The sequence below is a fragment of the Stenotrophomonas sp. 99219_Sma genome, assembly GCF_056480785.1.
On the sequence record NZ_CM151117.1, the window covers coordinates 3,351,684 to 3,376,214 of the forward strand.

Annotated in this window: 23 protein-coding genes; 8 read left to right on the forward strand and 15 right to left on the reverse strand. The window is 67.5% G+C overall.

Annotated elements, in window-relative coordinates; all coding sequences use genetic code 11:
- Positions 1-28: 28 nt before the first annotated feature.
- Positions 29-2,869: a S8 family serine peptidase gene (locus ACZK13_RS15450; RefSeq protein WP_253145023.1), complete on the reverse strand. Its 2,841-nt coding sequence runs from the start codon at positions 2,867-2,869 to the stop codon at positions 29-31.
- 183 nt (positions 2,870-3,052) lie between these two features.
- On the opposite strand from ACZK13_RS15450, the gene ACZK13_RS15455 reads away from it, so the two are divergent.
- From ACZK13_RS15455 to ACZK13_RS15465, 3 genes are all read left to right on the forward strand, one after another.
- Complete coding sequence (locus ACZK13_RS15455) at positions 3,053-4,228, forward strand: thiolase family protein (protein WP_010482849.1); 1,176 nt, start codon at positions 3,053-3,055, stop codon at positions 4,226-4,228.
- 124 nt (positions 4,229-4,352) lie between these two features.
- On the forward strand, positions 4,353-4,694 hold the full coding sequence (locus ACZK13_RS15460) for a hypothetical protein (protein WP_004153024.1): 342 nt from the start codon (positions 4,353-4,355) through the stop codon (positions 4,692-4,694).
- 154 nt (positions 4,695-4,848) lie between these two features.
- Positions 4,849-5,259, forward strand: a complete 411-nt coding sequence (locus ACZK13_RS15465) for a hypothetical protein (RefSeq protein ID WP_014647982.1) — start codon at positions 4,849-4,851, stop codon at positions 5,257-5,259.
- A gap of 308 nt (positions 5,260-5,567) precedes the next feature.
- Here ACZK13_RS15465 and ACZK13_RS15470 read toward each other — a convergent pair whose 3' ends face one another.
- Positions 5,568-7,205, reverse strand: a complete 1,638-nt coding sequence (locus ACZK13_RS15470; protein WP_049398306.1) for an acyl-CoA dehydrogenase family protein — start codon at positions 7,203-7,205, stop codon at positions 5,568-5,570.
- Between the two features lie 113 nt (positions 7,206-7,318).
- Between ACZK13_RS15470 and ACZK13_RS15475 the strand changes: the two genes are divergently transcribed.
- From ACZK13_RS15475 to pdeM, 4 genes are read left to right on the forward strand one after another with little or no spacing between them, the layout of a single operon-like run.
- A complete protein-coding gene (locus ACZK13_RS15475; RefSeq protein WP_253145021.1) occupies positions 7,319-8,317 on the forward strand; it encodes a ligase-associated DNA damage response exonuclease in 999 nt (332 codons plus the stop codon).
- Entirely contained in the window at positions 8,314-9,921 is a 1,608-nt protein-coding gene (locus ACZK13_RS15480) for an ATP-dependent DNA ligase (protein ID WP_253145020.1), read from the forward strand. The genes ACZK13_RS15475 and ACZK13_RS15480 overlap by 4 nt, the downstream gene beginning before the upstream one ends.
- A complete protein-coding gene (locus ACZK13_RS15485) occupies positions 9,918-12,377 on the forward strand; it encodes a ligase-associated DNA damage response DEXH box helicase (RefSeq protein WP_253145018.1) in 2,460 nt (819 codons plus the stop codon). The genes ACZK13_RS15480 and ACZK13_RS15485 overlap by 4 nt, the downstream gene beginning before the upstream one ends.
- A complete protein-coding gene (gene pdeM / locus ACZK13_RS15490) occupies positions 12,367-13,008 on the forward strand; it encodes a ligase-associated DNA damage response endonuclease PdeM (protein ID WP_032129346.1) in 642 nt (213 codons plus the stop codon). Before ACZK13_RS15485 ends, pdeM begins: the two co-directional genes overlap by 11 nt.
- Position 13,009: 1 nt before the next feature.
- Here pdeM and ACZK13_RS15495 read toward each other — a convergent pair whose 3' ends face one another.
- From ACZK13_RS15495 to rlmD, 9 genes are all read right to left on the reverse strand, one after another.
- Positions 13,010-13,279, reverse strand: a complete 270-nt coding sequence (locus tag ACZK13_RS15495; RefSeq protein WP_032129345.1) for a hypothetical protein — start codon at positions 13,277-13,279, stop codon at positions 13,010-13,012.
- Between the two features lie 180 nt (positions 13,280-13,459).
- On the reverse strand, positions 13,460-14,728 hold the full coding sequence (locus ACZK13_RS15500) for an FAD-dependent oxidoreductase (protein ID WP_125895833.1): 1,269 nt from the start codon (positions 14,726-14,728) through the stop codon (positions 13,460-13,462).
- 102 nt (positions 14,729-14,830) lie between these two features.
- On the reverse strand, positions 14,831-15,037 hold the full coding sequence (locus ACZK13_RS15505) for a cold-shock protein (protein ID WP_005410590.1): 207 nt from the start codon (positions 15,035-15,037) through the stop codon (positions 14,831-14,833).
- 88 nt (positions 15,038-15,125) lie between these two features.
- Positions 15,126-15,872 (reverse strand): S-methyl-5'-thioinosine phosphorylase, encoded by a 747-nt coding sequence (locus ACZK13_RS15510; protein ID WP_010482830.1) that lies wholly within the window; start codon positions 15,870-15,872, stop codon positions 15,126-15,128.
- A gap of 82 nt (positions 15,873-15,954) precedes the next feature.
- Entirely contained in the window at positions 15,955-16,509 is a 555-nt protein-coding gene (locus ACZK13_RS15515; protein ID WP_005410592.1) for a hypoxanthine-guanine phosphoribosyltransferase, read from the reverse strand.
- Entirely contained in the window at positions 16,509-17,516 is a 1,008-nt protein-coding gene (nagZ, locus tag ACZK13_RS15520) for a beta-N-acetylhexosaminidase (protein WP_032129343.1), read from the reverse strand. Before nagZ ends, ACZK13_RS15515 begins: the two co-directional genes overlap by 1 nt.
- Before the next feature lie 163 nt (positions 17,517-17,679).
- The gene (locus tag ACZK13_RS15525; protein WP_121504611.1) at positions 17,680-18,375 is read right to left on the reverse strand and encodes a DsbA family oxidoreductase; all 696 of its coding nucleotides are present in this window, start codon (positions 18,373-18,375) and stop codon (positions 17,680-17,682) included.
- A gap of 114 nt (positions 18,376-18,489) precedes the next feature.
- The gene (locus ACZK13_RS15530; protein ID WP_197616010.1) at positions 18,490-18,975 is read right to left on the reverse strand and encodes a CYTH domain-containing protein; all 486 of its coding nucleotides are present in this window, start codon (positions 18,973-18,975) and stop codon (positions 18,490-18,492) included.
- A gap of 33 nt (positions 18,976-19,008) precedes the next feature.
- Positions 19,009-20,343 carry a 23S rRNA (uracil(1939)-C(5))-methyltransferase RlmD gene (gene rlmD / locus ACZK13_RS15535; RefSeq protein ID WP_125895832.1) on the reverse strand — a complete coding sequence of 445 codons (1,335 nt, stop codon included), beginning with the start codon at positions 20,341-20,343 and terminating at the stop codon, positions 19,009-19,011.
- 127 nt (positions 20,344-20,470) lie between these two features.
- On the opposite strand from rlmD, the gene ACZK13_RS15540 reads away from it, so the two are divergent.
- The gene (locus ACZK13_RS15540; protein ID WP_032129364.1) at positions 20,471-21,199 is read left to right on the forward strand and encodes a response regulator; all 729 of its coding nucleotides are present in this window, start codon (positions 20,471-20,473) and stop codon (positions 21,197-21,199) included.
- 636 nt (positions 21,200-21,835) lie between these two features.
- Here ACZK13_RS15540 and recO read toward each other — a convergent pair.
- From recO to ACZK13_RS15560, 4 genes are read right to left on the reverse strand one after another with little or no spacing between them, the layout of a single operon-like run.
- The gene (gene recO, locus ACZK13_RS15545) at positions 21,836-22,555 is read right to left on the reverse strand and encodes a DNA repair protein RecO (RefSeq protein WP_032129846.1); all 720 of its coding nucleotides are present in this window, start codon (positions 22,553-22,555) and stop codon (positions 21,836-21,838) included.
- A gap of 18 nt (positions 22,556-22,573) precedes the next feature.
- Complete coding sequence (era, locus tag ACZK13_RS15550) at positions 22,574-23,470, reverse strand: GTPase Era (RefSeq protein WP_006382863.1); 897 nt, start codon at positions 23,468-23,470, stop codon at positions 22,574-22,576.
- Positions 23,467-24,147, reverse strand: a complete 681-nt coding sequence (gene rnc, locus ACZK13_RS15555; RefSeq protein WP_012511808.1) for a ribonuclease III — start codon at positions 24,145-24,147, stop codon at positions 23,467-23,469. The genes era and rnc overlap by 4 nt, the downstream gene beginning before the upstream one ends.
- Complete coding sequence (locus ACZK13_RS15560) at positions 24,137-24,520, reverse strand: DUF4845 domain-containing protein (protein ID WP_010482821.1); 384 nt, start codon at positions 24,518-24,520, stop codon at positions 24,137-24,139. Before ACZK13_RS15560 ends, rnc begins: the two co-directional genes overlap by 11 nt.
- Positions 24,521-24,531 lie beyond the last annotated feature (11 nt).

Sequence of the window (24,531 nt, forward strand, 5' to 3'; positions counted from 1 at the left end):
CCGGGCATGACCCGGCGCGAGCCGTCCTTCAGAAGCCGGTGCTGTAGTGCAAGGCGGCCTGCCGCGCACCTTCGCCACCAACGCGCTGGTCGAAGCCCAGGCTCAGGCGGCCATTGCGGCCCCACCACGATTCCAGCGCCACGCCGATCAGCGCACTGCCGCGCGGCGCGTTCCAGCCCGCCAACGGCGCCCAGGCGTCGACGCCGACGAAGCTGGCCTGCCAGTCCGCATCCGCACCATCAAGCCGTTGCTGCCATTCGGCATGCCCACGCAGCGTCCAACGCCCCCAGCCGCGCTCGCCGCGGATACCGGCCAGCATCTGGCTGCGCTGCACGCGGTTGGCATCGCCCCGCAGGCCGAAACCAAAACCGCCGAGTTCATTGAAGGCGTCGGTCTCCACACGCGTGGTGCTGGCACCGACGTAGGGCGTCATCGATGCGCCCGCACGCCCCAGCCGGTACCCGCCCTCCACGCTGGCACTGCTGAAACGGCCGCCGTACCGCGCGGAGACGCCATAGGCACCCGCACCGAGCAGCAGCTGACGATCCAGCGCGCGGGTGAACTGTCCGCTCCCCACCTGGGCCAGCGCGTAGCCACGCCCCAGATTCCAGCCGGCATACAACTGTGCCTGCGCCTGGCGATCACGCCCACGATCACCGCCGAAACTGCTGCCACCAGTGCTGCGGGTCTCGCCAATCGCCACGCCCATCAGGCCGTTGCTGCCCAGTGGCAGATCCTGGCCGGCCATCCAGCCCCGGCTGTCGGCAGCGTTGCCGGCGAAGCTGCCCTGCCCCGCCTCACCCAGCGCGCTCTGCCAGCTCCCGCGCAGGCGCGGTGCGGCCTGTACACGATCAAAACGCTCGGCGATCGCACGCCGCGACATGTCGATACTGTCGAAGGTCGCTGCTTCGGCTCGCGCATGCGCTTGACCGGACAGGCTCTGCAGGCTGGCGGCCAGGCCCTGCGGGCCACCGCCGGTCCACTGCAGGGCACCGGCCGCTGCACCAAAGGCCGATCCCTGCAGGCCTGTGTTTTTGTCCAGCGCTGCGAATGCACCTTCCAGGCGCTGTGCTGCCGCCTGGGCGGACGCCCCCAGCCCGCTGGCCGCTGCGGTGACGCTGACCTGGGTCAGGTTCAACCACGCGTTGTTGCTGTCATAGCCGTAGCTGCTCTGCAGCAATGACAGCCCCTGCAGGCCACTGGAGGTAGCCGGCGTACTGAAGGTGCCGCTGAGTCCGCCTGCCGCATGGATCAGGTCCTGCCGGCTGCCGTTCTGTGGCACGTAGCCGGAAACGAAGCCATGCACGCGCACGCCACCGTCGATCGTGGCATTGCCGGTGACCTGCAGCGCATTGGCGCCCAGTGCGATCATCAACTGTGCGCCGGCCTGCTGGGTGTAGTTGCCCTCGATGGTGCCGGTGGTGTTGCCGGTGGTGAGGAATACGCTGCTGCCGTTGACCACATTGCCGATCACGCGGGGCGTGCCGCCATTGAACTGCAGGCCGGTCGAATCCGGATCGGACTGGCCGAGGATGGTCACGTTGGAACGGATCACGCCACCGTTCTGCAGCGACAGGATGCCGCGTTCGATGCGGGTGGCACCGGTGTAGCTGTTGTTGCCGGCCAGCACCAGGGTGCCCCCGCCCTGCTTGACCAGCCCGCCGCTGCCGACGATATCGTTGCGCCACGCCGAGCCGGTCGAGGCCAGATCCACGTTGGCGACCACATCACCCCAGTCGAAACGACCCGGACCGTTGATCGCACGACCGATGTCGAGCAGGCCGTAGCCGAACACCGGATCCACGCCCGGCGCACCGATGTCCTTGGCGGTACCCAGCAGGGTCTGCCGCACCAGATCGTTGCTGAAGTACGGGAAGCGCTCCCAGACCAGCGCCGCCGCACCGGAAATCAAGGGCGCCGCGAATGACGTGCCGTAGTTCCAGTAGTAGCTGCCACCGTTGGCATCGGGGTAGACCGCGCTGCCGGGCGCCGCCAGGCAGTAGCGGGCCGCCTGGCCACAGGCATTGGCATAGCTGGCCAGCGTACCGGGCGCATACGGATCCACGGCGGTGGCCACCAGCCAGCCGCGCTCCAGGTCGGCAGCCGGCAGCGTGCCGGCCACGCCCTGCTGGCTGGGCAGTGCGGCCAGGCTGCTCGGCTCGCTGCGGCCATCATTGCCCGCGGCGAACACCACCAGCCCGCCATGGTTGATCACGAAGGGGCGATATTCGGCGGCCACCTGCGCGGTGGTCGGCAGGTCGGTCCAGTAAAGGCCGCCCCACGAATTGTTCATCACCTTCACGTTGTAGCTGATCAGGTCCTGGTGGACCTGCGCCACGCCCAGCGGGCCGCTGAAGGAATTGCCCTTGCCGCTGCCGTCATCGACGGGCGGCTTGTCGGCAATGATCCGTGCCGACACGATCTGCGCCTTTGGCGCGATGCCACCCGGCCAGGAGCCCGTTGCCGCGCCGGCGGCGAGGCTGGCCACGGCGGTGCCGTGGCCGACCACATCATCGACACCCAGATTGTTCCTGGCCGGATCGATGTAGTTGAGGTTGGCCAGCACCCGGCCATTCAACGCCACCGCATTGCGCTGCACGCCGGAGTCGACGATGCCGATGCGCACGTTCTGGCCGGTCAGGCCGGCAGCCTGTGCGGCGCGCGCATTGGTGACTGACAGATGCGCGTCGAAGGCCGGCTCCTGCGGTTTGACCGGGGGCGGCGTCGTCGGTGGCGGGGTAGTCGGTGGCGGCGGTGGTGGCGGGGTATCGATGCGCACGTTGCCGCCCCCGCCACCTCCACCACAGGCCGTCAGCGCTACCGCCAGCGCGGTTCCCAGGGCAGACCTCACCATCATCGTGCGTTCCATCGATTCCTTCCCATGAACGTTGTCCTGCCTTAATCCCGGCAGGCGTGCGGCCGCGCCCAGCGGCGGCCCTCCCCGACCCTCTATACTTGGGTCGACCCCCACGCAGTCTGCCGGGAAACCGGGGCACATCCAACGGCCCCCGGTCTCCTTTCCGAACATTGCTTACGCATCAACGAGATTGCCATGTCCAACATCGTCATCGCCGCCGCCAAGCGCACCGCCATCGGCTCCTTCCTCGGCCAGTTCAACGGCGTGCCGACCCCGACCCTCGGCGCGGCCGCCATCGCTGCCGCCCTGGAACAGTCGGGCATCCCGGCCAGCGACGTTTCCGAAGTCCTCATGGGCTGCGTGCTGCCGGCCAACCTCGGCCAGGCGCCCGCCCGCCAGGCGGCGATCGCTGCCGGCATCCCGCTGTCGACCGGTGCCACCACGCTGAACAAGGTGTGCGGCTCGGGCATGAAGACCATCATGCTCGGTCATGACCTGATCAAGGCCGGTTCGGCCAGCATCGTTGTCGCCGGCGGCATGGAATCGATGTCCAACGCGCCGCACATGCTGCCGAACTCGCGCACCGGCAACCGCTTCGGCAACTTCCAGGCGGTCGATCACATGGCCCACGATGGCCTGGTCAACGCTTATGACGGCAAGGCGATGGGTGAATTCGCCGAATGCGCCGTGGACAAATACCAGTTCAGCCGCGAAGAGCAGGACGCCTACGCCATCGAATCGGTCAAGCGCGCGCAGGCGGCGCAGGCCAACGGTGCGTTCGCCGATGAAATCGTCGCGGTGAAGGTCGCTACCCGCAAGGGCGAAGTCGAGGTCACCACCGACGAGCAGCCGGGCCGCTCGGACATCGCCAAGATCCCGACCCTGCGCCCGGCCTTCAAGAAGGACGGCAGCGTCACTGCCGCCAGTTCCTCCAGCATCTCCGACGGCGCTGCTGCAGTGGTCCTGCTGACCGAGGAAGATGCAGCCGCTCGCGGCATCACCCCGCTGGCCCGCATCGTCGGCCACGCGACCCATTCGCAGGAACCGGAGTGGTTCACCACCGCCCCGATCGGCGCGCTGCACAAACTGCTGGACAAGACCGGCTGGTCGCTGGACCAGGTCGATCTGTTCGAGATCAATGAAGCCTTCGCCGTGGTGGCGATGGCGCCGATGCGCGAACTGGGCATTCCGCACGACAAGCTCAACGTGAATGGCGGCGCCTGCGCACTGGGCCATCCGATCGGTGCCTCCGGTGCACGCCTGGTGGTGACCTTGGTCAACGCCCTGCGCACGCGCGGTGGCAAGCGCGGCATTGCCACCCTGTGCATCGGCGGTGGCGAAGCAACGGCAATCGCCATCGAATTGATTTAAAAAGATTTAACGATGATTTCGCAAAAATGAATGCGGGATCGCTTGACACCCAATCTTGGCTTGTCATCATGTTGTCGGCGCGCAGCATGCGCGTTGCCTAATTCTAACGACGAGGATTTACACAATGAGCATCAACAAGCTGCTGGTCGCGATGTCCCTGGCTCTGGCCCTGGCCGCCTGCTCGAAGCAGGAAGCTGCCCAGGACGCCGCTGCTTCGGCCAACGAAGCCGCCACCGAAGCCCAGGCTGCTGCCGACCAGGCCGCCGCTGCTGGCGCCCAGACCGCCGACGCTGCCCAGCAGGCCGCTGACACCGCCGCCACCGCTGCTGACGCTTCGGTTGACGCTGCTGCCCAGGCTGGCGCTGCTGCCACCGACGCCGCTGCCGGCGCCGCTGCTGACGCTGCCAAGGCTGCTGAAGGCACCGCTGAGAAGGCCAAGGACGCTGCTGAAGAAGCCAAGAAGTAATAACTTCTTTCTTCACGCTGTTCTGGAAAAGCCGCTGGTTCGCCAGCGGCTTTTTCTTTTTCGAATGCGCGACTGAGCCGCTGCATCGCGACCCCGTCTTCACAACGGCATGAATAGGCTGGCGTCCCCATCCATTGCAGTACCGGAGACCGCCATGAAGATTCGTCCGATCACCACCACCCTGCTGGCCGCCTCCCTGCTGCTGGCCCTGGCCGCCTGCAAGGGCCCCGAAGCCGAACAGGCCAAGCAGGACGCACAGCAGGCTGCCGACAGCGCAGGCGCTGCCGCCCGTGACGCCGTGGACAAGGCCGCCGAAGCCACCCGCGACGCCGCCGACAAGACCGCTGCCGCGTCCGAGCAGGCCGCCGCCGATACCCAGCAGGCGCTGGACAAGGCTGCAGACGCCACCGCCAACGCCGCCGACAAGGCCAAGGACGCCGCAACCGATGCCGCCGCACACGCCAGCGACGCCACTGCGAACGCCGCACAGAAGGTCGCCGACAAGGCCCGCGATGTCGCCAATGACGCCAAGGCCAACGCCGCCAAGGAAGAAGCCAAGCACTAACGGTTCGTTCGCCGGGCATGGCCCGGCGCTACCGACCAGCCGAGCATCGGCTCGGCTGCACAGGAAAAGCCGCGGCACTGCCGCGGCTTTTCTGCTTTTCGCTCTCTGCTCTTTCTGTTGATTCCGTGCTGGACGCGTACGGAAAGTGTCCACGGACGCGCGGGTAGGTTGCGCAGGGGCGTAAGCGCCATGGATGGCGCGCCCGAGCTTACATGGACGTACTTGCAGCGCCCCCTGCGCGACCTACCCGCGCGGCCCACCCATCAGTATCAGCGCCCACCACGAGGGGCTCCGCCGTTGGCCGCCTCCTACGGCAGCGCGCGCGCCAGCATCGCCGTCAGCTCCACCCCCGCCGGCAGCGTCCCGAACGCCAGCCCGTGCTCCCCTTCCAGCCGGCTACGCACGAATGCCTCCGCCATCGGGCTGCGCGCACGCAGCAGCAGCGCCGCCTGCAGCAGCAGCGCAGTGCGCTCGCAGAACAGCCGCGCCTGCGCTTCCTCCGGTGGCGGTGCCGCTGCCCAACGCTGCAATGCCGCTGCATAGCGCCCATCACGGTCAGCCACCGATGCCAGCTCACCGCGCAGCGCCGCCATCGCCTCCGGTTCGCGCGCCAGCGCACGCAGCACATCCAGGCACTGGATGTTGCCGCTGCCCTCCCAGATCGAATTCAACGGTGCCTGCCGGTACAGGCGCGGCAGCATCGACTCCTCCACGTAGCCCGCACCGCCCAGGCATTCCTGCGCTTCATTGACGAAGGCGGGCGCGCGCTTGCACAGCCAGTACTTGCCCAGTGCCGTCCCCAACCGCGCCATCGCGGCTTCATTGGCATCCACACCGGCGCGATCCACCGCGCGCGCGATCCGCATCGCTAACACCGTGGCCGCTTCCGACTCCAGCGCCAGATCAGCCAGCACGTTGGTCATCAGCGGGTGCTCGACCAGCAGCTTGCCGAAGGTACGTCGATGACGTGCGTGGTGCAGCGCCTGCGCCAGCGCCATGCGCATCTCCGCCGCTGCACCCAGCATGCAGTCCAGGCGGGTCATCATCACCATGCCGATGATGGTGGCCACGCCGCGCCCCTCTTCTCCCACACGCCATGCCTGTGCGCCGCAGAACTCGACCTCACTGGAAGCGTTGGCCCAATCGCCGAGCTTGTCCTTCAACCGCATCAACCGGAACGCATTGCGGTCACCATCGGCCAGCCGGCGCGGCATCAGCAGGCAGGTCAGGCCTCCCGGCGCCTGCGCCAGCACCAGGAAGCCATCGCACATCGGTGCGGAAAAGAACCACTTGTGGCCGACCAGACGGTAACGCTCGCCATCGATCGGTTCGGCGCGCGTACTGTTGGCACGGACATCCGAGCCGCCCTGCTTCTCGGTCATGCCCATGCCCAGGGTGATGCCGGCCTTGTCCGCCACCGGCACGTCGCGCGGGTCATAGACCGGCGCAGCGGCCTTGCGCGCCCACTCGGCCAGATGCGGCTGCGAATGCAGTACCGCCACCGCTGCATGGGTCATGGTCAACGGGCAGCTGGTGCCCGCCTCGGCCTGGTGATGCAGGTAGCTCAACACCGCACGTGCCACGTGCGCGCCGGGCTGCGGCTCATGCCAGGACAATCCAGCGACACCGTGCGATTTTGCCGTGTCCATCAACTGGTGATAGGCCGGATGGAACTCCACGGTGTCGATGCGATGGCCCTGTGCATCATGCGTGCGCAGCCGAGGACGATCACGGTTGGCATCGAAGCCCAGCCGGTACAGTTCATCACCGGCGAGTGCACCATAGACACCCAGTCGCGGCGCGAAGCTCGCGGCGCCTTCGCGCTGTACGGCCTCCATCAGCGCCACGTCGTCGGTCCACAACTGTCGCCCTGCGAACGGCGGCGGCTGGTTCAACACCACATGGGTTTCATACGGTGCGTTGCTGCTGAAGCTGGGTCCACTCATCCGGTCCATCCTGGCGGCAAGAGGTCTGCGGCCCGATTGTGCCGCATCGCCTGCCAAGCCCGTGTTCAGGCCGGTTCTCACCCTCTGCACGAGACGCAGGCCACAGTGACCCCATGGCAGGCAACGACGATCTGGTGGTGCTGCGCCCGGAGGGGCTGTACTGCGCCGCCGGCGATTTCCATATCGACCCGTGGCGACCGGTAGCGCGCGCGGTCATCACCCATGGCCACGGCGACCATGCCCGCCCGGGCATGAGGGAGTACCACTGCAGCGAAGGCAGCCTGCCGATCCTGCGCTGGCGCCTGGGTGACGTGCCGGTGCAGGCGCATGCCGAGGGTGTGCCGTTCCGCCTCGGGCAGGTGCAGATATCGCTGCATCCGGCCGGCCACGTACTCGGTTCGTCACAGGTACGCATCGACGACGGGCAGCAGGTATGGGTAGCCTCCGGCGACTACAAGCGACAGCCTGATCCGACCTGCACACCGTTCGAAGTGGTGCCCTGCGATACCTTCATCACTGAAGCTACGTTCGCACTGCCGATCTACCGCTGGCCGGACACGCCGGCGGTGGCTGCAGAGATCCTGGCGTGGCGCCGCGAATGCGAACAACGTGGCGAAGCCGCGATCCTGCTGTGCTACGCATTGGGCAAGGCACAGCGGGTGCTGGCCGAGCTGCTGCCGCTGGACGATCGACCAGCCTGGCTGCACGGCGCCATCGCCAATGGCGTGGCGGTCTACCGGCAGGCCGGCGTACCGATGCTGGAGACGCTCGCCGTGGCCGAACAGGGCCGCCAGCCGGACGCGGCGGGCCAGTTGATCCTCGCCCCACCCTCGGCCGCGGGCACGCCCTGGATGCGCCGCTTCGGCCGCCACCAGCTGGGCTTCGCATCCGGCTGGATGCAGCTGCGCGGCAATCGGCGGCGCCGCAATGTCGATCGCGGTTTCGTCATTTCCGATCACGCCGATTGGCCAGCACTGCTGCAGACCATCGAACAGACGGGCGCGCAGCGGGTGATCGCTACCCATGGCAATACCGATGCGTTGATTCCGTTCCTGCGCGAGCGCGGCGTGGCTGCCGAAGCCTTCCGCACCGATTTCGGGAGCGAGGAATGAAGGCCTTCGCTGCGCTCTACCAGCGCCTGGACCGCAGCACGGCTACGCTGGACAAGCGTGCAGCCCTGGTCGACTACTTCCGCCAGGCGCGCGCGCACGATGCGGCATGGGCGATGTACCTGCTCAGCGGTGGCAAGGTGGGCGGCGCACGCCGGAAGATCGCCGCCAGCGGCGAACTGCGCGGCTGGATTGCCGAAGAATCCGGCTTGCCCCCCTGGTTGGTGGAAGACAGCTATGCGCAGGTGGGTGACCTGGCCGAAACGCTGACCCTGCTGCTGGATGATCCATCGCAGCCAGCCGCCGACCGCCCGTTGGCTGATTGGATCGAACAGCATCTGCTGGCCGTGGCCAACCAACCCGAGGCAGTACGCCGCGCTGCGGTTGTCGCCGGGTGGCGGCAGCTGTGCAGCAGCGAACGCCTGGTGTTCAACAAGCTGCTGACCGGCGCCCTGCGCGTTGGCGTTTCGCAGCGACTGGTACAGCAGGCACTGGCGGAATGGTCCGGCCTGGACATCGCACGCATCGCCCAGCGCATGCTCGGCGAGTGGGTCCCCTCGCCCGGGCTGCTGGCTCAACTGCTGTCACCGGACGAGCTGCCGTCCGACCGCCAGCAGCCCTACCCCTTCTTCCTCGCCTCCCCTCTGGAAGTCGATCCTGCCGAACGCCTCGGCGCGATCGACGACTGGCTGCTGGAATGGAAATGGGATGGCATACGCCTGCAGCTGCTGCGCCGGCGTGGCGAAGTCGCGCTGTGGTCCCGTGGCGAGGAACGACTGGATGGCCGCTTCCCCGAGATCGAGCACGCCGCGATGGCGTTGCCGGAGGGCTGCGTGCTGGACGGAGAGCTGCTGGCCTGGGACGAGACCGCCAACCTGCCGCGCGCATTCACCGCCCTGCAGACCCGCATCCAGCGTCGCAAGCCAGGAGCAGCGACTCTGCGCAACACGCCGGTACGCGTGCTCGCCTATGACCTGCTGGAGCACGATGGCGCGGATCTGCGTGAGCTGCCGTTGCAGGAACGGCGTACGCGGCTTGCCGCGGTCATCGGCGCATTGGACGATGTGCGGATCCAGCTGTCGCCCGACGTTGCCGCCGTCGACTGGGCGCAGGCGGCGGCGATGCGCGATGTGGCACGCGAACGTGGCGTGGAAGGGCTGATGCTGAAACGACGCGGCTCGCCCTACCTGGCTGGGCGACGTCGCGGTGACTGGTGGAAATGGAAGGTCGATCCGCTCACCATCGATGCGGTGCTCCTGTACGCACAGGCTGGCCATGGGCGGCGCAGCACGCTGTACACCGACTACACCTTCGGCGTCTGGGACGGCGACACGCTGGTGCCGGTGGCCAAGGCGTATTCGGGCTTGGACGACAAGGAGATCCTCGCGCTTGACCGCTGGATCCGCGCCAACACCCGCGAGCGTTTCGGGCCGGTGCGCAGCGTACGCGCCGAACAGGTGTTCGAGCTGGGTTTCGAAGCGGTCAACCGCAGCAGCCGGCACAAGTCGGGGATCGCCGTGCGCTTTCCGCGCATCCTGCGCTGGCGCCACGACAAGCCTGCCAGCGAGGCCGATCAGCTGGCCAGCCTGCAGGCGCTGGCACGATGACCCGCAGCCAGGCACTGCGCCGGCTGGAAGACTGGTTCGCGGCACGCGGCTGGCGCTCACTGCCCTTCCAGCGCGCGATGTGGCGCCACTACCTGGCCGGCGAATCCGGGTTGCTGCATACGCCCACGGGCAGCGGCAAGACGCTGGCGATGTTCGGCGGGCCGTTGTTGCAGGCGCTGATCGATCCACCGCCCTCGCCCCGCCGCGCCAGTGCGGTGCGCCCATTGCAGGTGCTGTGGGTAACGCCCTTGCGCGCGTTGGCCAGTGATACCGCACGCGCGCTCCAGGCGGTCGTCGACGGCTTGGGACTGGGATGGCGTGTCGGCCTGCGCAGCGGTGACGCCAGCAACCGCGAGCGGCGCCAGGCCCGCGAAGGCCGCATCGACGTACTGGTAACCACGCCCGAATCACTGGCGCTGCTGCTGAGCTATCCGGATACGTTGCCGCGCATGCGCCAGCTGCGCTGCGTGGTGGTGGACGAATGGCATGAGCTGCTGGGCAACAAGCGCGGTGTGCTGCTGCAGTTGAACCTGGCGGTGTTGCGCGAAGCTGCGCCTGCAGTGCAGCTGTGGGGGCTTTCGGCCACGCTGGGCAACCTGGATGAGGCGCGCGACGTGCTGCTGCCCGGACAGCCCGACGCGCCGATCGTGCAGGGCGTGCGCCCGCGCGCGATCAGCGTGCGCAGCCTGCTGCCGGAACCCGGCGAACGTTTTCCGTGGGCCGGGCATCTGGGCCTGGCGCAGCTGCCGCGGGTGCTGGACGCGTTGATGCGGGCACGCAGCAGCCTGTTGTTCACCAACACCCGTGCGCAGGCAGAACTGTGGCATCAGGCGCTGGCCGCGGTCTGGCCGGAAGCCCCGGACACGCTTGCGCTGCACCACGGCTCGCTGGATCCAGCGCTGCGCCAGCAGGTCGAGGATGGCCTGCGCGCGGGCGCGCTGCGCTGCGTGGTTGCCACCTCCAGCCTCGACCTCGGCGTGGACTTCCCCGAGGTTGAGCAGGTACTGCAGCTGGGCAGCCCGAAGGGCGTGGCCCGCCTGCGCCAACGCGCGGGACGTGCGCGTCACCGCCCGGGTGCCAGCGGTTCCATCCTGTGCGTGCCCAGCCATGCGCTGGAGCTGGCCGAATACGCCGCGGTGCGCCGTGCATTGGCCCAAGGCGTGGTCGAAGCGCGCAGGCCGCCGACGCTGTCGCTGGATGTGCTGGCCCAGCATGCGGTCAGCCGCGCGCTGGCCGGTGGCTTCGACAGCGATGCGCTGCTGGCGCAGGTACGGCGTACCCATGCCTTTGCGTCGCTCGGCGAAGACCAGTGGCAGGCCGTGCTGACGTTCATCGTGCAGGGTGGCCAGGCCCTGGCCCAGTACCCCGATTTCCACAAGGTCGTGCGTGATGCCGACGGCTACTACCGGATGCACGATCGCCGCCAGGTACTGCGCCATCGGCTGTCGATCGGCACCATCAGCAGCGATGGCAGCGTGCGCGTGCAGTTCCTGCGCGGTGGTGGCCTGGGTGCCGTGGAGGAACAGTTCGCCAGCCGCCTGCGTCGCGGCGACCGTTTCCAGTTCGCCGGGCGCCTGCTGGAACTGGTGCAGCTGCGCGACATGACCGCCTTCGTGCGGCTGGCACGAGGGCGCGGTGATGGTGTGGTGCCGCGCTGGCAGGGAGGCCAGTTGCCACTGTCGATGCCGCTCGGCCGCGAGCTGGAGTGGGTACTGTCCGGCGCCGACGACAGTGCCGAATCACGCTGGTTGTCCTCCTTGCTGGCACTGCAGCAGCAGTTGTCGGCGCTTCCCGGCCCAGAGCATCTGCTGGTGGAAGAGGTGCGGCGCCGCGACGGCCAGTTCCTGTTCGTCTACCCTTTTGCCGGCCGTCACGTGCACGAGGCGCTGGCCGCCTTGCTGGCACTGCGCTGTACCCGCCGGCAGCGCAACAGCATCGGCTACGCGGTGAAAGATCATGGCCTGGTGCTGGCACCGGCGCAGGCGATCGAACTGGATGCGGCGCAATGGCGAGCATTGTTCACCCCCGATCAGCTGCTGGACGATCTGCGTGCCGCGGTGAACCTGGGCGAGCTGGCGCGCCGCCAGTTCCGTGGCATCGCACGCGTAGCGGGCCTGCTGGTCCCCAGCCTGCCCGGCGGTATGCCGCGATCGCTGCGCCAGCTGCAGGCCTCGGCAGGCCTGCTCTACGACGTACTGCGCGAGCATGACCCCGGTCACCTGCTATTGGCATTGGCCGAACGCGAAGTGCTGCACGACAGCCTGGATCTGCCGGGACTACAGCAGGTCCTGGCAAGGATCGGCATGCAGGTCCTCTCCGTGCAGCACCCGACATCACTCACGCCACTGGGCTTCCCGTTATGGGCTGAACGCCAACGCGGGCAGTTCAGCAACGAGGACTGGCGCACCCGCGTGCAACGTGCGGCCCAGCAGCTGGAGCGCCGCCATGGCCGATGAACTGCCGCTGCTGCGCGCCGGCGAATCGCTGATTCTGCTTGGCGCGCGTGCGCTGTACTGGCCCGCGCGGCAGGCGCTGTTGATCGCCGACCTGCACCTGGGCAAGGCCGATGTATTCCGCCGCGCCGGCATCGCATTGCCCAGCGGCGGCACCGGCGAAGACCTGCAACGCCTGCAGGGGCTGCTGGACAGGCATGCCTGTCGCGAGCTGTGGATCCTGGGTGACATCCTGCATGGACCGGCGCATCGCGCTGCGTGGTACCAGCAATGGCTGGCATGGCGCGAACGCAATGCTTCGCTGGACGTGCATGTCCTGCGTGGCAATCACGACCGCCAGCTGCCGCATGCTCAGTTGCAGGTACAGATCCACGATGAAGTACGGCTGCAGCCGTTCCTGCTTCGCCATGAGCCGATGCCCGATGCAGAGCTGCATGTGATCGCCGGGCATCTGCATCCGCAGGTCGCCTTGCCGCCATTGCGACGGCGCTTCCCCGCGTTCTGGCTGCGTGAGCGGATGACGGTGCTGCCGGCCTTCTCCGCGTTCACTGCCGGCATCGTGCCCGTGCCCGCCCGCGGCGAGCAAAGGGTCGCCTGCGTGGAAAACGGCCTGGTGCAACTGCCGGTGGCTTGAATCAGGCCGGACGAATGCCCAGCTGCGGCATCAACTGGAAATCAGGCGTGTCACCCTCACGTCGTCGCGGCAACGCCTGGATCGCCGCCAGCATTTCCTGCGCGCAGGTGCGGATGCGCGCGTGGTGCTCCGCTGATGCATGACTGATCAGGCTGCCGACATGGAACTCGAACACGTCCTCCAGTACGTCGGGCTGGTCCTCGTGCAGCATCTGCAGCAATCCGCGCAGCTTGCAGATTTCCGATTCCAGCTCCTCGACCGCGAACAACATGGCGTCCTCCTCTTCAACAACAGGCGGCACGTCCGGGCCGCAACAGGCCGCAACGGCAGCGCCGCCCGGGCCACGCGCGATGTTGATCACGGAAAGGAAAACGGGCGACGCGCAATCGCGTGCAACCTACTTCTCGCATATCGGCGGTGAGGCAACCGTTAATTCAGGTGACGACGCGCTTCACGCATTGGCCGAAATCGCGTTGATACGAGGCATTTCCGCTGCAGTGGCCAGTGCGTCGACGAACGCCGGATCCAGTGCAAGTGCACCGAACCAGCCGTGCTGGGTGCCACTGAGCACGCGCAGCATGTGGCCACGGCCACCGGGCAGGCGCCCCATCGGGCCCAGCAGCACGTCACGCGCCTTCGCCCAGGCGTCGCGGTCGGACTGGAACAGCGGCGTCAGCCAACGACTCCAGCGCTGGTACACCGCAACGTGTGCCCTGCGTTGCGCCTGGTAGGCCTGCAGCGCGACCGTGCTGCCGCCATAGGTGCGCACCGCATCGCGCAGCGCCAGCGCGTCCAACAGCGCCATGTTCACGCCCTGCCCCAGCTGCGGGCTCATCGCATGCGCGGCATCACCGGCCAGCACCATGCGGCCGTGGTACCAGCGCGTCATCACCGCATCACGGTAGACCGCGCGCGCCAACTGGCCGGCATCACGCAGATGGGCGAAGCGCGCACTGGCCTGCGGCCACAGTGCATGCAGTTCATCCAGCCAGGGCGTCATGCCATCGGCCTGCCAGCGTTCGAAGTCAGCGCGTGGCAGGCTCCAGAAGAAACTCAGGCGCGGCGTGTCATCACCGGGGCGCGTGCCGACCGGCAGCAGTCCGATCATCTTGCGCGCGGCCACGTAACGCTGCCGCAGCTCCTGCACGTGCGGCCAGTCCTCGGCCGGCAGCAGGCACCACAGCGCCCCCCACGGATACACGCGGTCCAGCCCGGCACCGCCGGCGATCGTGCCGCGCAGCGTCGACGCGGCGCCATCGGCGACCACTACCAGGTCGAACGGGCCATGCGTGCGCCCGTCGCTGTCGCGCAGACGGCCGTGTTCGGCATCCACCTCGGTAATGGTGGTACCGGCATGCAGCTGGCCCTCGCCTGCGCGCGCCTCGTCCAACAGCGAGAACAAGGCCCCGCGCTGCATGCCCAGGCCGTGCAGGCGCGCATCCAGTCCCTCGTAGCGCATGTCCATCACCGCGCGCTCGCACGGCGTGTCGCCATACAGGCGGTGCACCGGCGCGGCATGTGCGCGCACGGAATCAAGCAGGCCCATCTGCCACAGTACCTGCAGGCCGCTGGGCTGCAGCAGGAAACCGGCACCCACCGGCCCCGGCGTGGGCACGCGTTCGAAGATCTCCACCTCGTGGCCGTCACGGGTGAGCAGGATGGACACTGCCTGTCCAGCGGTGCCGTAGCCGATCACGGCGATGCGCAGTCGTTCCGTCATGGCCGCATTGTGCCCGAGGCGGGTGGATCGCGAGCGGGTCGCGGGCAATCCGCGCAAAAAAAACCCCGCCGAAGCGGGGTTTTCAACGCACTGTCGAGTGGATCACTCGGCCGGCGTGATGTTCGAAGCCTGGGCACCCTTCGGGCCCTGGGTCACGTCATAGGTGACACGCTGGCCTTCCTGCAGGCTGCGGAAGCCCTTGGAGTTGATGGCGGAGAAGTGCGCGAACACGTCGGCGCTGCCATCCTCCGGCGAGATGAAGCCAAATCCCTTGGCGTCGTTGAACCACTTGACGGTACCGTTCGGCATGGTGATGCGAGACCTTATGCAATGAATGGGTGGTGTACGCTGAACCCGCGCACAAGCTGAGTATGCAAAGCTTGCTCGGGGAAGACAATCACCCCCGTGCCAATTCGCCCACCAGTTCCGGAAGTCCGTTGCCGGCCGCCTGCACGTTGGCCAGCACTTCGGCCATCGTGATCTCCTCACCATCACCACAGCCGGCAGCCCAGTTGGCGATGATCGCCAGGCAGGCGTAATCCAGCCCCAGCTCGCGTGCCAGGGCGGCTTCCGGCATGCCGGTCATGCCCACCAGATCGCAGCCGTCGCGGCGCATACGGGCGATTTCAGCGATGGTTTCCAGGCGCGGGCCCTGTGTTGCGCCGTAGCAGCCACCGTCATGGACCGTGACGCCGGTCACTTTGGCCGCCGCCAGGATCTTGCTGCGCAGCATTGGTGTGTACGGGTGGCCGAAATCAACGTGGACCACGTCGGTGCCTTCTTCCTCACAGATCGTGCTGATGCGGCCCCAGGTGTAGTCGATTATCTGGTCCGGGCAGGCCAGCACGCGCGGACCAAAGTGTTCGGTGATGCCTCCCACCGTGTTCAACGCCAGCACGCGCTGCGCGCCCAGCTGCTGCAGCGCGGCCAGGTTGGCGCGGTAGTTGATCTTGTGCGGCGGCAGCGAATGGCCTTCGCCATGCCGCGCCAGGAACGCCACGCGATGGCCGAGCAGCGTACCAACGCGCACCGGGCCCGACGGACGGCCGAAGCGGGTGTCGACCTCGTGGGTCTGCACGTCGTCAAGCTTGGCCAGGTTATAGACACCGGTACCGCCGATCACGGCCAGGGCGATCTGTTGCATTCGAAGCACTCCATGAAAAGACGAACGCCGGCACCCGAGGATGCCGGCGGCAGAAGAAGACGCGCCGCGGGCGGCTGCGCCGTTATTCCTTCATCGCGTAGATGGCCGGCACGCAGCGCAGGGTTTCGTTGACGTCCATGCCGAAGCCGAACACGTAACGGTCCGGCAGTTCGATGCCGGCGTAGTCGGCAGTCACGTCCGGCAGCGCGCGGTCGTGCTTCTTCACCGTCATCGCGGCGATGCGCACGTCGGTCGCGCCCTGTTCCAGGCACCAGGTACGCACACCCTGCAGGGTGTAACCCTCGTCGAGGATATCGTCGACCAGCAGCACGCGGCGACCGAACAGCGAGGTGGCCGGTTTGTGCTTCCAGACCAGGTCGCCGCCGGTGGTTTCACCGCGGTAACGGGTGGCGTGCAGGTAATCGAACTGCACGTCCTGGCCGCGCGCGCCCAGTTCCAGCGCCAGCTGGCCGGCGAACGGCAGCGCACCGTGCATGATGGACAGGAACAGCGGCACCTCGCCCTTGTAATCGCGCGCGATGGCGTCGGCGATACCAGCGATGGCCTTGTCGATGGTGGGGCGGTCGACCAGCAGGTCAGCCTGGGCCAGGGCCTGGGAAATGGTGAGGTTGGGCATCAGACGGTTCTTCCAAGGGTTTCAAGCAGACGGGATTGGGTGTCGCCATGGCGGGCATCGGCCAGCAGGCCGTCCCAGCCGAGCGCGCCGCGGCCCAGCAGGCCCAGCAGCGCAGCAGTATTGAGGGAGCGTCCCTGCACCGCGTGCAGGGCTTCATCGACCAGTTCCGGGTGGCAGACCAGCACCACGTCGCAGCCGGCATCCAGATGCGCGTGCACGCGCGCCGGCACGCCGCCCGCACTGTGCGAGGCGGCCATGCCGATGTCATCGGAGAACACCACGCCGCGGAACCCGAGCTCGCCGCGCAGGATGTCCTGGATCCAGCGCGGCGAATAGCCGGCCGGTTCCGGTGCCACCTGCGGATAGATCACGTGCGCCATCATCACCGCGTCGGCACCGGCGGCGATGCCGGCCTGGAACGGGACCAGGTCCTGGGCGCGCAGCTCGTCCAGCGCGCGCGGGTCGATCGCGGTATCCACGTGGGTATCTTCCAGCACGGTGCCGTGGCCGGGGAAATGCTTGAGCGTGGCGGCCATGCCGACCGCATGCATGCCGCGCACGTAGGCGGCGGTGAACGCGGCCACCACCTGCGGGTCTTCACTGAAGGCGCGGTTGCCGATGGCGCGGTTGCCACGGCCCAGATCGACCACCGGCGCGAAGCTCAGGTCCAGGCCGCTGGCGCGCACTTCGCTGGCCATCAGCCAGGCGTGCTGCTCGGCCAGGGCCAGCGCCTGCTGCGGGTCGGTGGCGTACATCGCCCCGATGTCCTGCAGCGGCGGCAACTCGCTGTAACCCTCACGGAAACGCTGCACGCGGCCGCCTTCCTGGTCCACGCAGATCAGCTGCGGGCGTGGCGCGGCAGCGCGGATCGCCGCGCTCAGATCGGTCACCTGCTGGCGCGAGGCGAAGTTGCGCTTGAACAGCACCACCCCGGCCACGGCATCGTGCTGCAGCCAGTCACGTTCCTGGGCGGTCAGTTCGGTGCCGGCAACGCCGATCAGCAGCATGGTCGATCTCCACAACGCGCGCCCGCATGGCGCAGTGCCGCATTGTCGCAGAACCGGCCGACAGGCGCAGTGGTCAGAAAAAGGGGACGGAGGGGATTAAGCCGCAATCGGCCCCCACGGGCTGGATACGTCTTAATTCCCTCCGTCCCCTTTTCGGATCCGGTCAGACCTTGCAGCCGTCCGGGCCGCAGGCCTCGTCGCCGTCAGCCGGGGCCGCAGGCGCGCCCTGCTCGGCGGCGATCTGGCGAAGGGCGTTGGCGAAGGCCTCGGGGGGCTGCGCCCCGGAAATGGCCCACTTCCCATCGATGACGAAGGTCGGCACCGAAGAAACGCCCAATGCATGAGCCTGCGCCAGCTTGGCTTCGACCTCGGCCAGGCCGCGGTCGGAGGCTAGCATCTGCGCGATTTCACCCGCGTCGAGGCCGCCTGCCGCGCCCGCCTTGATCAGCACCGAGGGGTCCGCCAGGTTCTGGCCGTGCTCGAAGTGGGCGCGGAACAGTGCTTCGCCCACCGCATCCTGCACGCCGTGCTCGCCTGCCAGCCACAACACCCGGTGCGCCGGCAGCGTGGTCACCCGCACCTGGCCCTGGCTGAAGTCCATCGGCAGGCCCTCGGCCCGCGCGGTGGTCTGGGTCTGGCCGAGGATCTGTTCGGTACGCTCAACGCCGCCGAACTTGCGCACATAGGCCTCGCGCAGCGGCACCGGGGTGGCGTCCGCATCCGGGTCGAGCTGGAACGGCTGCCAGTGGATATCGAGTTCAGGCGCGTTGGCGCCCAGCAACTGCACACCCTGCTGGAAACGATGCTTGCCGATCCAGCACCAGGGGCAGACCACGTCGGAGTAGATGTCGATTCTCATCCTTTCCACATGGGGGCCGGCACCCTCGATAAAAGGGGACGGAGGGGATTAAGTCGTTTCCCGCACAGATGGGGTAAAGACGACTTAATCCCCTCCGTCCCCTTTTGGGTGGTTTCACCACTCTGAATACGGGTGGCTGGCCAGGGCAACGTTGTAGTAGCGGGCATCATCGGTGACTTCGGCACCCACCCAGTCCGGCAGGTCGATGGTCTGGTCAGCGCTGTCCAGCTCAACCTCAGCCACGACCAGGCCGGCGTTGTCGCCGAGGAACTCGTCCACCTCCCAGGTCAGGCCGGCGTGTTCGACCAGATGGCGGCGCTTGTCGATCAGGCCGCCCACGCACAGCGCCAGCAGTGCGCGCGCATCGTCCACCGGGATCGGATAGTCGAACTCCTGGCGGGTGTGGCCGATGGTGCGCGACTTCAGGTTCAGCGCGGCGTGGTCGCCCTCGATGCGCACGCGCACCGAGGCGTTCTGGGTGCCGCGGTCGAGCGCGCCCATGTCGTTGATGTAGCCCTGCGCCATCGGGATCACCCGGCGCGCGGCGGCGCGCCAGCCATCACTGCTGACGAGGAATTTGCGTTCGATTTCGATGCCCATCGCGCCATTATGCGCGATGGGCATGACAGCCGATCAGCGCTTCTCGAATACCGCGATGCTTTCCACGTGTGCGGTGTGCGGGAACATGTCCATGGCACCGGCGCTGACCAGGGTGAAGCCCTGTTCGTTGACCAGATAGCCGGCATCGCGTGCCAGCGAACCCGGGTGGCAGCTGACGTAGACGATGCGCTTGAACTGCTTCAGCGGCAGCTGCTGCAGCACTTCGATCGCGCCCGAGCGCGGCGGATCCAAGAGCAGCTTGTCGAAGCCCTGGCGCATCCACGGCGTGCTGCGCTGGTCCTGGGTGAGGTCGGCGCTGAAGAACTGGGCGTTGGTCAGGCCGTTGCGCTCGGCATTCTCACGGGCCCGCGCGACGAGGCCAGCATCACCTTCAACACCGACCACTTCGCGCACGCGGCGCGCCAGCGGCAGGGTGAAGTTGCCCAGGCCGCAGAACAGGTCCAGCACACGCTCGTCCTCACCCGGCTCCAGCAGGTCCAGGGCGTGGGCGATCATCTTCTCATTGAGCTTGGCGTTGACCTGGATGAAGTCCAACGGACGGAACGCCAGCTCCACGTCCCACGGCGCCAGCCGGAACGACAGCGGCACGCCCTGCCCGTCCAGCGGCTGCACGGTATCCACGCCACCGGACTGCAGGTAGATCACGAAGCCATGCTGCTGGCCGAAGGCGGCCCAGGCCACGCGGTCGGCATCGCTGAGCGGCTGCAGGTGGCGCACGGTCAGGACCACGGCCTGGTCGCCAGCGATGAATTCGATCTGCGGGATGTCACGCTTGCCATCGAGCGATTCGATGAAGGTGGACAGCGCCTCGACCTTGGTGCCGATCTCGGGGATCACGGTCAGGCACTGGCTGAGGTCGGCGACGAATCGCGGATCCTGTTCACGGAAGCCGACCAGGGTCTTGTCCTTCTTTTCGACCCGGCGCACCGAGAAGCGACCCTTGCGCCGGTAGCCCCAGCTCTCACCGACCAGCGGCGCCAGCACGGTGCCCGGCTTCACGTGGCCGATGCGCTCCAGGTTGTCCATCAGCACGCGCTGCTTGGCGACAATCTGCTGGTCTTCGTCCAGGTGCTGCAGCACGCAGCCGGCGCAGGTGCCGAAGTGCGGGCACTTCGGGGTGACGCGCTGCGGCGAGGCCTGCAGCACTTCCACCGTACGCGCTTCGTCGAAATGGCGGCTGCGGGCGGTCTGTTCGGCCATGACCACCTCGCCCGGCAGGGCGCCGCTGACGAAGGTGACCTTGCCGCCCTCGCCTTCACGGCGGGCGACACCGCGACCATCATGGCTGAGGTCGAGGATCTCGGTCTGGAACGGGGTACGGTCGATGCGGGAGCGGGATCGGGCCACGTGGCAACAGGCTGCGGGCAAAAATGGGGGCGTATTGTCGCAGATCCTGACCGGCAGGGTCCGGACCCGCTTGCGCCCGCCGCCGCTGTGCTTGATGATTGCAACAGCTGACATGGAGGCAGCCCTGATGCAGATGACCCCGCGGGCCAGCCGGCCCCGCTTCCTGCTTGTCGAGGACGACATCATCAGCCGCGGTTTTTTCAAGGCGGCGTTGGAAACGTTACCGGCGGACGTGGACACCGCAGACTCATTGGCCAGTGCCCTGGCCAGCGCCGAGCCCGGCGCGCATGACCTGTGGCTGATCGACGTCAACCTGCCTGACGGCAACGGCGCGCAGCTGCTGCGCGAACTGCGCCGTTCACATCCCGACACCCCGGCGTTGGCGCATACCGCCGACGGTGATACCTCGATCCATGCGCGCCTGCGCGAGGCCGGTTTCAGCGACACGCTGGTCAAGCCGCTGGGCCGCGACCAGCTGCTGAAGGCGGTGCGCCGCGCCCTGGTCAACAGTCCGGCCGGGATCGTCATGGCCCAGGCGCCGGCCGCGGTCGAGCTGCAGGTACAGGACTGGGACGAGACTGCGGCACTGGCCGCGCTCAATGGCCAGCGCAACCACCTGATCGCGCTGCGCGAGCTGTTCCTGGCCGAGCTGCCAGGCGTACGCGATGCGGTCGAGCAGGCGGTGGACCAGCATGACGAGCGCCAGCTGCGCAGCCAGTTGCATCGGCTGCAGGCGAGCTGTGGCTTCGTGGGCGCGGCGCGGTTGGGCCGGGCGGTGCGCCAGTTGCATCATGCGCCGGAGTCCGGGCAGGCCCAGGCGGGGTTCCGCGACGCGGTGGCTGCCCTGCTGCATTAACGGTTGTTCGGCAGGGCTGCGCCCTGCACCTGCCGAAGCCTTCAAGCCAGGGCAACGTCAAAGGCCAAAGCAGCATTCCGTGAGATGGCGGGGCACTGTGGGTTTGCGGGGACGGCGCAAGTACGTCCATGTAGCCTTGGTCGCCGCATCCATGCGGCTCACACCCCGCAAACCCACAGTGCCCCGCCTTCGATAGTTGGCCGGTGGCCAGTAGATCCACGCCATGCGTGGATGAATCTCAATCGGAATCAAATATTTCGAATTGAAATCGAAACGCATCCACGCATGGCGTGGCTCTACTGTGTCGACCAAGGTCGACACCCACCAGAGCAGAGTGCCGTTCCGACAGCTCGCGAGAAACTGTCGAAGGCGGGGTGGGTCCGGTTGCGGGGGCGTGAGCCGCATGGGTGCGGCGACCGAGCTTACATGGGTGAGGGCGCTTTGCTTGCGAAGCATTGCTTCGCAAGCGCCCGAACGCACAGCCGCCAGCGGCTGGGCCGGGCCCCGGAGGGGGACTTGCAGCGGCCCCCGCAACCGGACCCACCCCGCCTACCCACGGATAGCCAGCTTCTGCCGTTGACGTTGACGTTGACGTTGATTCGGCAGGTGCATGGCTGCAAGCCCTGCCGCCCCCCCTCAACGCCTGGGAGCGAGCTGCTCGAGCATTTCCCAGGACTTCAGGCCGCGCGGCCCCAGGTGATGGGCCAGCACCCGCCGCATCGGCAGGCGCAGGCTGGCCAGGTCGGCGGCATCGGGCTCTTCATCGGCGGCCAGCGCCAGCAGCGCAGAACCCGTCGCGGCCGCCCGGCGTTCCCCACCGCGCTCGCTGAGCAGGCGCTGCGCGCCTTCCTGTGGGTCCAGTTCGTAGCGCGCGGCCGGGTCGATCGGCTGGCCGTCGCTGGCGCTGTCCAGATCGAAACCCAGGCCCAGCGCAGACAGCAGCTCGCGCTCAAACCGGCGCAGGGTCCAGGCCAGGCCGGCGCCCACGGCCAGCCGCGCGCGTGCCTCGCCGTAGGCCAGGTACAACTCCGGCAGCGGGTCCTGGCGCGGGGCCAGGCGCAGGGTCAATTCACTCAGATAGAAGCCGGCCAGCATCGCCTGGCCGACCAGGCGCGGGGCAGCATCCAGTGCCTCGGCACCCCGCAGCTGGGCCAATTCGCCCCGCTGCTGGGCACTGAAGCGGATCCACTGTAGCGGCTGCAGGGCCGCGCGCAGCACCTGTCCCTTGGCGGTGGATACGCCACGCGCGAGCAGGCCGATCCGGCCATGCTGCGCGCTCAGCACTTCGACCAGCAGGCTGGTCTCGCGATAGGCCCGTGCATGCAGCACGAAGCCGGTGTCGTCCTCGATCATCATCGAAGCGACTGCAACGGCTTACTCGTAACCGAAGGCCTTCAGTGCGGCCTCGTCGTCGGACCAGCCTTCACGCACGCGCACCCAGGTCTCCAGGAACACCTTAGCCCCGAACAGGCGCTCCATCTGCAGGCGGGACTTGGCCCCGATCTCCTTCAGGCGGGTACCACCCTTGCCGATCACGATCGCCTTCTGGCCCTCGCGCTCGACCCAGATCACCGCACCGATGCGCAGCAGGTTGCCATCTTCGGTGAAGCGCTCGATTTCCACGGTGGTGGCATACGGCAGCTCTTCGCCGAGCTGGCGCATCAGCTGTTCACGTACCAGTTCGCCGGCCAGGAAGCGCTGGCTGCGGTCGGTGATCTCGTCTTCGCCGAACATCGGCGGCGCTTCCGGCAGCAGCGCCAGTACGTCGCGTACCAGTGCTTCCAGGCCGTTGCGCTTCTGCGCCGAGATCGGATGCACCGACGAGAAATCGCGGCCGGCCGTGACTTCCTGCAGGAACGGCAACAGCGCGCCCTTGTCCTTCAGCCGGTCGATCTTGTTGACCACCAGCACCACCGGGATACCGGCGTCGCGCAGAACATTGAAGGCCAGGCTGTCTTCCTCGTCCCAGCGACCGGCTTCGATCACCAGCAGGCCGGCATCGACGCCTTCCAGCGAGCCGCGCGCGGCGCGGTTCATCACCCGGTTCATCGCCCGCTTCTGCACCTTGTGCAGGCCGGGGGTGTCGACCAGCACCAGCTGGCCTTCCGGATAGGTGGCGATGCCCAGCAGGCGATGGCGCGTGGTCTGCGGGCGGTTGGAAACGATGCTGACCTTGGCGCCGACCAGGGCATTGGTCAGGGTCGATTTGCCCACGTTCGGGCGGCCGATGACGGCCACGCTGCCGCAATGATGGGGAGTTTGTTCGCTCACTTGGAATCCAGTTGTTCTAGGACGGCCGCAGCCGCCTGTTGTTCGGCAAGCCGCCGCGAGGCGCCTTCGCCCTCGGTGCTGGCGGCCGGGTCGGCTACGATGCAGCGTACCCGGAAGTGCTTGGCATGGTCGTCACCGGATTCTGACACCAGTTCATACTGCGGCAACGCCTTCTGTCGGGCCTGCAGCCATTCCTGCAGGCGGGTCTTGGGGTCCTTCTCGGGCCGACCGGAAGCCGGCAGTGCCTCGATCGAAGCGCTGAACCAGGGCAGTACCACCGCCCGGCAGGCCTCGAAGCCGGCATCCAGGTAGATCGCGGCCACCACGGCTTCCACGGCGTCGGCCAGAATCGAGTCGCGACGATGACCGCCGGACTTCATTTCGCCCGGGCCCAGGGTCAGCCGTTCGCCGAGTTCCAGGGTGCGCCCGATCACCGCCAGCGCGCCTTCACGCACCAGCTCGGCACGGGCACGGGTCATCGCGCCTTCGTCGGCCTTGGGCCAGCGTCGGTACAACGCCTCGGCCGCCATCATGTTGACGATGCTGTCGCCGAGGAACTCCAGGCGCTCGTTGTGCGGCGCACCGGCACTGCGATGCGTCAGCGCCTGCTTGAGCAGGGCCGGGTCGCTGAAGGCATGACCGATCAGGTCGCCACGTTGGATGAATTTACTGGGCACCGCTTCGTGTCAGGTCCTGGGAAGAATCGAATTTGCCAACCACATCGAGGTTGCCGATCAGCTGACGGCGCACTTCGTAGTTGACCTTGAGGGTCCAGCCATTGTCGCGACGGTCGAACTTCACGTTGGCCGGCTTCACGTTGTCCGAATAGTTGATGTACAGGCGCTTGAAGAACAGATCCTGGATGCGCGCCGGCTCCATGCTGCCCACGCCCGGCTCGTTGGCCAGGCTCTTCATCGCCGAGCGCACCGCGTAGTACTCCTGGTACATCGGGAACAGCTTCATGCCGATGTAGAGGAAGAAGCCAACCACGATCAGGACCGTCAGGAACGAGGTCAGGGTCATGCCACGCTGCGTGTTCATCGTCTTCATTGCGTTCTCCC